At 66.7% G+C, this 12,180-nt stretch carries 11 protein-coding genes; 3 read left to right on the forward strand and 8 right to left on the reverse strand.

From position 1 onward, the window contains the following. Positions 1-91: 91 nt before the first annotated feature. The 3 genes from THSYN_RS33735 to THSYN_RS11590 all read right to left on the reverse strand — a co-directional run bounded on the left by THSYN_RS33735 (position 92) and on the right by THSYN_RS11590 (position 2,917). Complete coding sequence (locus THSYN_RS33735; protein ID WP_157817609.1) at positions 92-490, reverse strand: hypothetical protein; 399 nt, start codon at positions 488-490, stop codon at positions 92-94. A gap of 428 nt (positions 491-918) precedes the next feature. Next, on the reverse strand, positions 919-2,076 hold the full coding sequence (locus THSYN_RS11585) for an IS91 family transposase (RefSeq protein ID WP_100917452.1): 1,158 nt from the start codon (positions 2,074-2,076) through the stop codon (positions 919-921). Continuing rightward, a complete protein-coding gene (locus tag THSYN_RS11590) occupies positions 2,069-2,917 on the reverse strand; it encodes a tyrosine-type recombinase/integrase (protein WP_100917453.1) in 849 nt (282 codons plus the stop codon). The genes THSYN_RS11585 and THSYN_RS11590 overlap by 8 nt, the downstream gene beginning before the upstream one ends. Before the next feature lie 848 nt (positions 2,918-3,765). Between THSYN_RS11590 and THSYN_RS35860 the strand changes: the two genes are divergently transcribed. Further along, positions 3,766-4,335 carry a phage integrase N-terminal SAM-like domain-containing protein gene (locus THSYN_RS35860; RefSeq protein WP_418219913.1) on the forward strand — a complete coding sequence of 190 codons (570 nt, stop codon included), beginning with the start codon at positions 3,766-3,768 and terminating at the stop codon, positions 4,333-4,335. After that, a complete protein-coding gene (locus THSYN_RS37260) occupies positions 4,302-4,547 on the forward strand; it encodes a tyrosine-type recombinase/integrase (RefSeq protein ID WP_418219914.1) in 246 nt (81 codons plus the stop codon). Before THSYN_RS35860 ends, THSYN_RS37260 begins: the two co-directional genes overlap by 34 nt. A gap of 1,000 nt (positions 4,548-5,547) precedes the next feature. Here the strand turns inward: THSYN_RS37260 and bioD are convergent. The 5 genes from bioD to bioB form a co-directional block, all read right to left on the reverse strand. Next, positions 5,548-6,249 carry a dethiobiotin synthase gene (gene bioD, locus THSYN_RS11605; RefSeq protein ID WP_100919283.1) on the reverse strand — a complete coding sequence of 234 codons (702 nt, stop codon included), beginning with the start codon at positions 6,247-6,249 and terminating at the stop codon, positions 5,548-5,550. Beyond that, positions 6,246-7,124: a malonyl-ACP O-methyltransferase BioC gene (gene bioC / locus THSYN_RS11610; RefSeq protein WP_100919284.1), complete on the reverse strand. Its 879-nt coding sequence runs from the start codon at positions 7,122-7,124 to the stop codon at positions 6,246-6,248. Before bioC ends, bioD begins: the two co-directional genes overlap by 4 nt. A gap of 400 nt (positions 7,125-7,524) precedes the next feature. Continuing rightward, positions 7,525-8,331: a pimeloyl-ACP methyl ester esterase BioH gene (gene bioH / locus THSYN_RS11615; RefSeq protein ID WP_100919285.1), complete on the reverse strand. Its 807-nt coding sequence runs from the start codon at positions 8,329-8,331 to the stop codon at positions 7,525-7,527. Positions 8,332-8,461: 130 nt separating this feature from the next. Further along, entirely contained in the window at positions 8,462-9,655 is a 1,194-nt protein-coding gene (bioF, locus tag THSYN_RS11620) for an 8-amino-7-oxononanoate synthase (RefSeq protein ID WP_100919286.1), read from the reverse strand. Between the two features lie 180 nt (positions 9,656-9,835). After that, positions 9,836-10,879 carry a biotin synthase BioB gene (gene bioB, locus THSYN_RS11625; RefSeq protein ID WP_100919287.1) on the reverse strand — a complete coding sequence of 348 codons (1,044 nt, stop codon included), beginning with the start codon at positions 10,877-10,879 and terminating at the stop codon, positions 9,836-9,838. Positions 10,880-11,104: 225 nt separating this feature from the next. Between bioB and THSYN_RS11630 the strand changes: the two genes are divergently transcribed. Continuing rightward, on the forward strand, positions 11,105-11,584 hold the full coding sequence (locus THSYN_RS11630; protein WP_100919288.1) for an SRPBCC family protein: 480 nt from the start codon (positions 11,105-11,107) through the stop codon (positions 11,582-11,584). The last annotated feature ends 596 nt before the right edge of the window (positions 11,585-12,180 follow it).

The following is a 12,180-nucleotide window of genomic DNA, read 5'->3' on the forward strand; positions in this document are numbered from 1 at the left end:
TCCCTACGCCGGAGGCATTGCGTTTCTTAATTCTGGAATTAAGTAAACAGTCCCCGGAATTGGGAATTGCGAATTGCGGTCCCCTATTCTTCTACTGCCCGACTCTATTACAACTGCCCATTTCATCGTCGAACTTGTCTAAAATGTTAATAACATTATCCAGACTTTTCTCAAGTCTCTCATGCTGCTGCCTGTCTGAACACGTGAAGTATATTGCCTCTCGTAGTTCTTTAACACCTTTCCGTACATCTGTCAAGCGCGTCCGAGCATCGGTAATGCACGAACGTAAGATGTCGTATTTCCAAACGATATTGAGAATAATATTGAAAGCGATGAGTGGAATTACCCAAAGCGAAAATTTCCAGGTGTCTTTCGCGAAGGATTCGGCAGCCAAGGCGTCAGCTATTTCCTTTCCGGATAGATATGCCAGCAGCCACGTTGGCGCTACTATGATAAGCGTATACGCGAGAACTTTCAGAGCCATTTTCATTGCGATGATCTCCAGTGCCAGGTATCGTCTGCTCAACTACATGGTCAACGGCCAGGGCATACGGGCCTAACGAATAAGCGTTTATCCGTCGTGCGCGCCCAACTGACCCCGAGTCGGAGCGCGACGCCGCGCGCGCACGACGGATAAACGTTTGTTGGACTAATCCGCTCCTGGCACGACGCCTGCTGCGGCCGCGGTCCTCTTTAAGAGAGGGAATTGTATCCCTGAGGCCGGGGCGCCGGTCGGTCCCGGACCACGTTGCAGCACCCGGATGCCGCTCGGTGCGGCACCAAGCGGGCCTCCGCAGGGCTCCGCGGGGCTGGACAACGGGCTATTGAGGACGAAGTGTAGCCCATTTCCCGGATGTTGGGCGAGCGCGAACGCAGGCCGCGGGCGGCCTGTCCCGGACGGCCGGCGGGCGCTGAGGCTTAGCAGGTGGCGGGCATCAGCGAAACCCCCTGACCACGCCGTAGCGGGGCCAGGTGCGCGGTGACGTGCAAGCGCCCAGTGCGGCACTTGGGACAGGGATAGCCGTCAAAGGGCGCCGTCGCCGCCGGTGCCGTGGCGGGTTCCGGCGTCGGCGGCGGGGCCGCCAGCGCCGCACGGATCAGCGCCAGACAGCGCGCCCGGCAGCGGTTGGCCAGGAAACCGAAATGACGAACGCGCATGAACCCTTTGGGTAAGACGTGCAGCAGGAAGCGCCGGATCAGTTCCTCGCCGGTCAGGGTCATGACCTTGTTGCGACTGCCGTCGCGGTAGTCCTTGTAGCGGACGTCCACCGTGTCGTCCTCTTCATCGAAGGCCAGCAGCCGCCGGTCCGACAGGGCGATGCGATGGCTGTAGCGGCCCAAGTACTCGATCACGGTGTCGGTGCGCGCCAGACAAGGCTTGGAATAGACCACCCACTCGGGCTGCATCAGGGCGTTGAGGACGCGGTCAACCTCCGCGGCCGTGAGGCGCGACAGTCGCCCGTCTTTGAAGGCCCGGCGCAACCGGCTGACCAAACCGCCGCGGAAGTGCCGCGACAGCGCCCGCACCGGGAACAGATAGGTACTCTTGGCCGGATGCCAGGTCCCGTCGGCGCCAAAGGCCCCGCCCGGCACCAGACAGTGCAGGTGGACATGGCGTACCAGCGTCTGCCCCCAGGTGTGCAGCATCGCCGTCATCCCCAACTGCCCGTCCAGGCGCTTGGGGTCCTCAGCGAAGGCGGACAGGGTCGCCCACACCGTCTCGAACAGCAAGGCGTAGATCACCTCGGGGTGGACCTCGACCCAGCCGTTGAGGGTGTCGGGTAGCGTGAAGACCAGATGGTGATAGGTCACCGGCAGCACCGCCGCACGCTGGCGTTCGACCCATTCCTCGGAGGCCCGGCGTTGGCAGCGCGGGCAATGGCGATCACGGCAGGCGTGATAGAGGAAGGGGCAATCCCCACACTGGTCGCATTCCAGGGCGAAGCCGCCCAGCGCGGCGGTACGACAGTCCAGGATGTGATGACAGACCTGCCATTGGTGCGGGCTCAACGGGTGATGTTCGGCATAACCGGACAGGCACGCCGCCATGACCGCTTGCAGGGAGGTATTAGCCATGGCCGGCCTCCAATTGGGCAAGCAGGTCCAGGGTCCCTTCGCCCTCGCTGGCACTGGGCAGCCAATGCACATAGCGCAGGGTGGTCTGGATGCTGCGGTGGCCCATCAACCGTTGCAGGCGCTCCACCGACAACCCGCCCGCCAATTGATGGGTGGCGTAGGCGTGGCGCAGCCCATGGATCCCGCCGACCGTGGTTACGCCGGCCTGGCGCTTGGCGTCGGTGAAGGCCTTCTGCAAGCCGGTCGGCGACAGCGGCGTCCCGGCGCGCCCGGCGAACAGCCAATCCGCTGGCCGATAGAGGCGCCAATAGTCCCGCAACGCCTCCAGCAGGGTCGGTGAGAGTGGGACCAGGCGGTCCTTCGCCCCCTTGCCCTGGGTGATCCGCAGCAGTCGGCGCTCGCCGTCGATGTCCTGCACCCGCAGGGCCAGGACTTCGCTCAGGCGCAGTCCGCAGCCATAGCAGACCGTCAACATCATGCGGTAACGCGGATTGTCGCAGGCGGCCAGGATGGCGGCGACCGCGCCGCGGGTGAGCAGCTCCGGGATGCGCTGCGGGCGCTTGGGTAAGGTGACCTCCAGGTCGACCGTCGGCCAGCCGAGCACCCGCAGATAGAAGAAGCGGATGCCGTTGTACATCAGCCGCACGCTGGCCGGGGCCAAACTGCGCTGCACCACCAGATGCTCGAAGTAGCGCGTGAGATCGGCGTGCTCCAGGGTGTCCGGGGAGCGCCGGGTGAATTTGGCGAGGTCACGCACCGCGTCGAGATAGCTTTCGTGGGTGCGCGGCGAGAAGCCATGCATCTGCATGGCCGTGATCATCTGCTGACGCAGGGGTGTCATCGTCTGGTTCTCGGTCAACGACCCGGAGTGGGCCGTTACGAGTGTGGACGATGGGGGACGGGGCGGGGCCGCGGGTAACCGTGGGACGGCTGGGCTTATCCGCGCTTCATTCGCTATTCAATGGCGCTGCGGGATGGCCGCGGAAGGCCCCGCGGAGCGGATTAGTTCAACTAGATTTCGGCGGACGAACTACCTCATAACCCGCCGGGTCGACGCAATTGGATCAAAAATCCGTCCGACTGTCAAGACCCTGGGCGCGTCCGCGCGCCGCACCGTTAGTGGCTTATGAGGCAATCTTGCCGCCTAAACCACGCCGCGGGACAAAGAGCGTTCCGCATAAACCGGCGTTTCTTGGTCGGTTGAGCGAAAAATGCTCTCTTGATCAATACGCTGACGCGACCACGCGCGATCCTGGCCGTGCGTTATGCGGCAACTTTGCCGCCCAAGCCGCGATTCGGCGGACGAACTGCCGCGTAAAACGACATTGCTCGGATTGTCGGGAGCATGATTGATCGGTTATTCAATCGGTTGAGCGGCTTCTCTCGCTGCACCGTTAATGCGTTATGCGGCAACTTTGCCGCCTGAGAAAGACTCGCCGAGGGCGGTTGCCGTCTATGCCGTCGCGTCCAGTCGTTCCGCTTCCGCGGAAAAACCTCTAGCAACCATCGGTTATCGCTATCTCAAGTCGCGAGGCCCCGGTTTATGCGGCATCGGGACCGCGCGCGCCGTCCGTCCGCGGGAGCGGCCGTTCGTCCGCGGCCCGCGGCTGATTTTCGTCGCCGACCTTGCTTTTTCAGCGAAAGCTGTCTATTTATACAGGTGTCCGAACTGACCCTCAGGAGATCCCCATGTCGCTCCCCGAGACCGCGAACGCCCCCAAGCCCATGCGCCTGCTGGATCAGGTCCGGGACAAGCTCCGTAAGCTGCACTACAGCCCGCGGACCGAGGAGGCCTATGTGGGCTGGATCAAGCGCTATATCTGGTTTCACGGCAAGCGGCATCCGCGCGAGATGGGGGAGGCGGAGGTGGAGGCCTTTCTGTCGAGTCTGGCGACGCAGCGCGGGGTTTCCGCCTCGACACAAAATCAGGCGCTGTGCGGGCTGTTGTTCCTCTACAAGCAGGTGCTGGGTGTGCAGTTGGGCTGGTTGGACGGGGTGACGCGGGCGAAGCGCCCGGAGCGGGTGCCGGTGGTGATGACGCGGCAGGAGGTCGCGCTGGTGTTGCAGCAGATGCAGGGGCGGGATTGGCTGATGGCAAGTCTGATGTATGGGACCGGGCTGCGGCTCATGGAGTGTGTGCAGTTGCGCACGTCGACCGCTCGCGCGATCCGATCACCGGGCGGATCAAGCGGCATCACATCGACCCGACGGGGCTTCAGAAGGCGATGCGTACCGCGGTGCAGCGCGCGGGGATTATGAAGCGGGCGACGCCGCATACGCTGCGTCATTGCTTTGCGACCCATCTGCTGGAGGCGGGGTATGACATCCGCACGGTACAGGAGTTGATGGGGCACCGGGACGTGACGACGACGCAGATCTATACGCATGTACTTCAGCGGGGTGGGTCGGCGGTGCAAAGTCCGGTGGATGCGCTGCTTGGGGGCGGGGTGGGGGTGCGGGCGGCGGCTTAGGCTTGCGGTAACCCTGAATCCGGCAGCGGTCTGCGGATGTCACGCCCTTTCAGGGCTGGGGGACCCTCAACAACAGACCACCCAGGGCGTTGCCCTGGGCTGGTATATCACGCCCTTTCAGGGCTGGGATGCTCAACAACAGACCACCCAGGGCGTTGCCCTGGGCTGGTATGTGACGCCCTTTCAGGGCTGGGGGACCCTCAACAACAGACTACCCAGGGCGTTGCCCTGGGTTGGTATGTCACGCCCTTTCAGGGCTGCGATCCTCAACAACAGACCACCCAGGGCGTTGCCCTGGGCTGGTATGTCACGCCCTTTCAGGGCTGGGGGACCCTCAACAACAGACTACCCAGGGCGTTGCCCTGGGCTGGTATGTCACGCCCTTTCAGGGCTGGGGGACCCTCAACAACAGACTACCCAGGGCGTTGCCCTGGGCTGGTATGTCACGCCCCTTCAGGGCTGGGATGCTCAACGACAGACCACCCAGGGCGTTGCCCTGGGCTGGTATGTCACGCCCCTTCAGGGCTGGGATGCTCAACAACAGCCTACCCAGGGCATTGCCTTGGGCTGGTATGTCACGCCCTTTCAGGGCTGGGTTCCTCAACAACAGACCACCCCGGGGCGTTGCCCTGGGCTGGTATATCACGCCCCTGCGGGGCTGACGGGTGATGGCAGGTAACCCCCCGCGTGCGACCAAGGCGTTCGGGTGGGAGGATTGGTTCCCAGCGGGGTCGCGCATACCAGCCCATGGGAGCGGCTTGCCGCCGCGATGCGACGTTGCGGTCACCTGCAAGGCTGCGGCGGTCTGGGCCTTGATCATAACTCCGGCCGCCTCGAGGGTGACATCCGTCGCGGCCTGGGGGCCGCTCCTACGCCGTAGGAGCGGCCCCCGGGCCGCGACGGGTTACCGCAAGGGGGCGTGGCCGGAGTTATGATCGAGGTGGCGGTCTGAGAGTTCCGTCGCGGCTGAAGCCGCTCCCACGGCGGCGCTGCGCGGCGTTCAAGACGGGCATCGGGGGACCTGGCGGGTAACCAACAGGTCCAAGCGGAGCAGCGCGGCCAGGGTGTCGGGCGCGGGCTGGGCCAGCCAGGGGACGACGCCCAGGCAGGGGGCCGCGAGCAGGGCGGCCAGCGTCGCGATGTTCTCATCGGCCGCCTGCATCCGGCGGTCGATGCCGTTGCCGACCCAGCCGGCGAGGGTGGCGCCCTGGGCGCGGATGGATTCGGCGGTGAGCAGGGCGTGATTGAGGCACCCGAGCTTGAGGCCGACCACCAGGATCACCGGCAGGTCCAGCACCCTGGGCAGATCGCTGACCGACAGGTGGGTGCCGAGCGGTACGCGCCAGCCGCCGACGCCCTCGACCACCACCCGCTCGGCGGCGGCGGCCAGGGCGCGGTACGCAGCGAGGATGGGGCCGGCGGCGATCTCGATCCCGGCCTGCCCGGCGGCGAGGTGGGGGGCAATGGGCGGCGCGAAGGCATAGGGATTGATCAGGTCGTAGGGGGCGGCGGTGCTGCCCTGGGCCTGGAGGCGCAGGGCGTCGCCGTTGCGCAGACCGGCGGGGCTGGGGTCGCAGCCGGTGGCGACCGGTTTCATGCCGAGCACCCGGTGTCCTTGCGCCTGCCAGGCGGCCATCAGGCCCAGGGCGATTTCGGTCTTGCCGCAGTCGGTGTCGGTGCCGGTGATGAAGACCCCGCTCATGCCCCGAGGCCCGGTCCGTAGCGCCGGCCGATGCTGCTCAGGGGGACGCCGATGCCGCCGTCCATGGGCTTTTGCAGCGGCGCCCAGGCGTGTCCGTAGACGACCTCATAGGTGGCGGGCAGGCGCCCGTCGTCCTGGCGCTCGCGCTCGTAGGCGGCGGTGACGGCGGCAAGGCGGCGCGGGCCGGTGAGCCCGCGGGGACGCGCGGCGGTGGCGTTGTGGGCGCCGATGCCCTTCAGGTCGGCCATCAGGTCAGGCAAGCGCGCATAGGTGACGGTCAGGCGCTCGGTGTCCATCACCGGGTCGGCGAAGCGCGCCTGGACCAGGGCGTCGCCCAGGTCGTGCATGTCCGGGAAGGGGCTGACGTGGGTGTGGCCGTCCACGCCGGACCAGGCCGCGCGCAGCTCCTTGAGGGTGTCCGGGCCGAAGGTGGTGAACATCAGCAGTCCCCCGGGGCTCAGGACCCGCAGGCATTCGGCGAAGACGGCGGCGGGGTCGTTGCACCACTGGAGGGTGCTGTTGGAGAGGATCAGGTCGGCGGCCCCGTCGGCCAGCGGCAGGCGCTCGGCGTCGGCGCACAGGCACAGGGGGCGACGCAGCCAACTGCCGCGGCGGCGCGCCTGGAGCAACATCGGGTGGGCGACGTCGAGCGCGATCACCCGCGCCTTGCGGTAGCGCCGCTGCAGGGGGCCGAGCGCGTAGCCGGTGCCGGTCCCCAGGTCCAGGACGCGCCGCGGGTCCAGGCGCACATAGTCGAGCCGCTCCAGGAGCCGGTCGGCGATCTCGCGCTGCAGCACGGCCGCGGCGTCGTAGCCGGCGGCGGCGCGCTCGAAGGCGCGGCGGGCGCGGGGCTTGTCGATGGGGTCTTGGCTCATGGTATTTCGCGGTTCATCATAAAGAGTATCTGGCCGCAAATGAACGCAAATAAGCGCTAATAGATCTGGTGGTTAGCATCGTCGGCCTTGATCATGGTTCCGGCCACGCCCCTGGCCGGTTCCGAAATTTCTTGACAGGATTAACAAGATTTACAAGATTGAAGACGAATAACATCTTGTAAATCTTGTTAATCCTGTCTAAATGTATTGGCTTCGCGCTCGCCGTGCGGTTCGGGGCCGCCCCCTTAAGACCTCAATTCCTGCCGATGCTGGCCGGAACGGCGATCAACGCCGCATCGTCGCGGGCGTTACCCGGACGGCGACCACGTATTAAAGGCCAAGCCTCTGATCATTTGCGTTAATTCGCGTTCATTCGCGGCTGGACCGCATTTATTCGGGTTCATGCCTTCAGTTGAGCGAGGAAGGAGGCGATGGCGTCCGCGGTTTCCCGCGGATGGGACAGGAAGGGCGCGTGGGCGGCGCCCGCGATGACGCGGGTCTGGGCCGCCGACATCAGGCATTCGACCCGCTCGCCGACCCCCGGCGGGACCAGGGTGTCATGGTCGCCGAAGAGCCACAGCGACGGGCAGCGGATGTCGGGCAGGGGGCCGCGCAGGTCTTCATCGCGCAGCAGTTCGAGCCCCAGGGCCAGGGCGGCCGGGTCGGCGGCTGGCCGCTGGGCCAATTCCCGGCGCAGGGTGCGCAGGACCTCCTGGGCCTGGTCGCTGCCGCGTACCTGGAGGGCCAGGAAGCGGCTCAGGGTGCCGGCCGGGTCCGCCAGCAGCCCGGCCTGGAACTGGTCCAGGGTCGCCTCCGCCACCGCCGGGGTCCAGTCCACGGCGCGCAGGAAGCGCGGGGTGGCGGTAACCATGATCAGGGCGCGGACCCGCTTGGGCGCCCGCAGCGCGGCGGCCAGGGCCACCAGCCCACCCAGGGACCAGCCGAGCCAGACCGCCCGCGCCGGGGCGGCGGCCAGGCAGGCGTCCGCCCAGCGCCACAGGGCGCCGGTGCCGGGGCCCAACTGGGGCGGGAAGGGGCTGTCGCCGTGACCGGGCAGTTCGATGCGGTGCTGGGTGAGACCCGCACCCAGGTCCGCGGGCAGGCCGTCCCAGACGGTGGCGTTCATGCCCCAGCCGTGGAGCAGGACCAGGTCGTTGCCGGGGGTCTCGTCGGTGCCGAGCAGGTCGGCCAGGGTGTGCAGTGTCATAGCGATCCAGTGTCTTGTTTGCGTTCAGTGGCGGCCTTGTCCCGTTGTCGTTGTCGTTGTCGTAATCGTAAATCGGAGAAGGGCTGCAATTTGGCGTGCGCGAGAATCCGGAGCGCTACGATAACCTCGATTACGACAACGACAACGACAACGACGCGCCTGGCCCGTCCCTGACCCCGGGCAATCCGGCCAAGGCCTCGAGCAGGCGCTCCAGGTCGGTGTCGGTATGGGCCGCGCTCAGGGTGATGCGCAGCCGCGCCGTGCCCACCGGGACCGTGGGCGGGCGGATGGCGGTGACCAGCAGGCCGGCGGATTCCAGGGCGGCACTCCAGGCCAGCGCCCGCTCGGCGCTGCCGGCGAGCAGCGGTTGGATGGGGGTCGGCGAGTCCGCGAGCGACAGTCCGAGTTGCGCGGCGCCCGCGCGCAGGCGCCCGATGAGGGTGCCCAGGCGCTCACGCCGCCACTCCTCCCGGCGCGCCAGGGCCAGACTCACGCGGGTCGCCGCGGCCAGGGCCGGCGGGGTGGCGGTGGTATAGATATAGGGGCGGGCGTGCTGGATCAGGGTCTCGATCAGGGCCTCGCTGCCCGCGACGAAGGCGCCGAAGGTCCCGAAGGCCTTGCCCAGGGTGCCCATGAGGATCGGTACCGCGGCGGCGTCGAGGCCGCAGTGGTCCAGGCTGCCGCGCCCCTCCCGACCCAGGACGCCCAGCCCGTGGGCATCGTCCACCAGCAGCCAGGCGTCGGCCTGGCGCGCAACCTGGGCCAGGGCGGGCAGGGGGGCCAGGTCCCCGTCCATACTAAAGACGCCGTCGGTGGCGATCAGGCGGGGCGCGGCGCGCTGCGCCAGGCGCTCGAGCGCGGCGGCGTCGGCGTGGGGGTAGCGGCGCAGCCGGGCGCGGGCGAGCAGGGCGCCGTCCAGGAGCGAGGCGTGGTTGAGCCGGTCCTCGAAGACCGTATCGCCACGCCCGCTCAGCGCCGCGATCACCCCCAGGTTGGCCATATAGCCGGTGGAGAAGAGCAGCGCCCGGGGCCGTCCGGTGAACTCGGCCAGGTCCTCCTCCAGTGCCTGGTGGGCGGCGCTGTGACCGTTCACCAGGTGGGCGGAGCCGCTGCCCACCCCCCAGCGCGCGGCACCCTGTTGCAGGGCGGCGATCACCTCCGGGTGGTTGGCGAGCCCCAGGTAATCGTTGCTGCAAAAATTGACCAGCGACCGCCCGTCGGTGCGGCCATGGGGCCGCTGGGGACCGTCCTGGACGCGGCGGCGCCGGTAGAGACCGGCGGCGCGCAGGCGGTCCAGTTCGGCGGTCAGGTCGGGCGCTGCCATCAGGTTTCGATCATCCTAGAAAGAGCAGTTATCCACAGATGAACACAGATGATCACAGATTATTCATTGACTTACGCTTGGCCGGGGACTCAGCTTGTCGGTGATCTTGGCAATAGCAAGGAGTTCATGACAATGTGGAGAAAATCTGTGTTCATCTGTGTCCATCTGTGGATCTTAGGATCAAACCCTATGTTGCGTGACTAAGGCGGCATCCGGGGCCCGGTCGATCCGCTGACAGGCCCCGGGTTCGTCGCGCTCCGGCGCCAGTTCCTCGAAGGCGAGCCCCAGGCGCTCGAACAGTGCCCGGTCGCGGTCGGCCCCCGCGTTGGGGGTGGTGAGCAATTGCTCGCCATAGAAAACCGAGTTGGCCCCGGCGAAGTAGCACAGGGCCTGGAGTTCGTCGCTCATCTGGGCGCGTCCGGCGGAGAGCCGCACATAGGAGGCGGGCATCAGGCAGCGGGCGGCGGCGACGGTGCGCACGAACTCCAGCGGGTCCAGGGGGGCGGTACCGAAGAGCGGGGTGCCCTCGACCTGGACCAGCAGGTTGATGGGCACCGACTCCGGATGGGCCGGCAGGTTGGCGAGTTGGCACAGGAGCGAGGCGCGGTCGCGGCGCGATTCACCCATCCCCAGGATGCCGCCGCTGCAGGTCTTGAGCCCGGCGGCGCGCACATGGCCCAGGGTCGCCAGGCGGTCCTGATAGGTCCGGGTGCTGATGACCTGGCCGTAGAACTCGGGGGAGGTGTCCAGGTTGTGGTTGTAGTAGTCGAGCCCGGCCGATTTTAGCCGCCGGGCCTGCTCGGCGGTCAGCATCCCCAGGGTCACGCAGGTCTGAAGCCCCAGGTCGTGGACGGCCGCGACCATGCCGATCACCTGCTCCAGGTTGCGGTCCGTCGGGTTGCGCCAGGCCGCGCCCATGCAGAAGCGGGTGGCCCCCTGCGCCTTGGCGGCCGCGGCGGCGGCGATCACCGCCGCGACAGGCAACAGGGACTCCCGCGGCAGGCCGGTGTCATGCCCCGCGCTCTGGGCGCAGTAGGCGCAGTCCTCCGGGCAGGCCCCGGTCTTGATGCTCAAGAGCGTGCTGACCTGGACCCGGTTGGGTGCGAAGCGGGCGCGGTGGGTCGTCTGGGCCTGGAGCAACAGGTCGTTGAAGGGCTGGCAGAGGAGGCGCTCGACCTCGTCGATGGTCCAGTCGTGGCGTGGCGGGGGATGGCTCTCGGGCATGGCAGGATCCGGACGGGCGGCGGGTGCGGGGGTGCACCAGCGATGCCGCAAGCAGCAGGCCCCACGGCGGCGGTTGCGGCCGGGGGTCAAGGGCCTGCCATGCTAGCGGGCCCGGGGCCATTGTCAACCGCCGCGCCCGCGGCGGGTTGACGATAAGACTTCCGCCCCGGTCACAAGCCTGTTAATCTCCCGCCCCCGCCATCCACCGCGAGCCGCACCCCCATCGTGATCAGTGCCTGTGCCGACATCCTGATCGAGAGGCCTGCCGAGCCGGTCTTCAGTTTCGTCGTCTTGGATTTCTTCAAGAACTACCAACGCTGGTCGCCGGAGGTCGAGTGCCTGGAGCTGCTCTCGCCGGGGCCCGTCTGCGTCGGCAGCACCGGGCGCCAGGTGCGCGTGGACCAGGGTCGGCGCACCGACACCACCTTCAAGATCGTCACTCTGGAGCCGCTCCAATGTCTGGAGTTCCTGGAACTCGGCGAGCGCTACCGCATCCGCTACGCGCTGGAGCCGGTGCCGCTCGAGGCGGACGGGGTCGATGCGCCCGCGCACACGCGTCTGATCTTAAGCCTTGATCTCAAACGCCTGAGTCTGCTCATGCGGCCCTTTGAGACGCTGATCCGCACCGCGGCGCAGGAGGGCGCCGATCGCATGGTGGAGTCCATCAAGGGGTTGGTGGAGTTGGAAGTCCCCGGAAGGGCGTGAGGGTAGGCCCGGCCGCGACGGATATCACCCGCGAGCCCGTAGGGTCCGCTGTGCGGACCAGCAGCGTCGCCGTCGGCAACCTGGCCGATATAATGACGAAGGTCGGCGGCGCGTAACAGATCAGTCATCGTTTAGTGTCATCCTAATTCAACCGGACAATGCGTGCGCCGCGCCGCCGCCCACCGGACTGCCTGTTCCTGGTCATTGTCCCCGATCCGTTCCTGTTGGATATCCGACAAGACAAGGCACCTTGTCGGGTATCCGACAGGCGACACCCTGGTTTGATTTGCACCGAGACGGTGCTGTTGATTCCAATCAGTCAGACCTTGCCGCGATGACGCTGGCACAACATCTGCATATCTGATACTATTACCACAAGCGTACGAGAACGACGAAATCACCGTTATCGCTGTTTCACCCCGATCCTCTCCGCAACGCGGGAGGGCGGTCGTGATCAAAGGCGCGGCGACGCGGACCTTATGATCAAGGCCACCTGGGCCGTCACAGCCTGCAATCGGAGCCTCATGTTCACGCGCTTCCCCGGCGTTGCCCGGGTATATCCTTGAACCAGGGCCCGCGATCCCTTATCTAGTCTA

The sequence above is a fragment of the Candidatus Thiodictyon syntrophicum genome, assembly GCF_002813775.1.
Classification (GTDB): domain Bacteria; phylum Pseudomonadota; class Gammaproteobacteria; order Chromatiales; family Chromatiaceae; genus Thiodictyon; species Thiodictyon syntrophicum.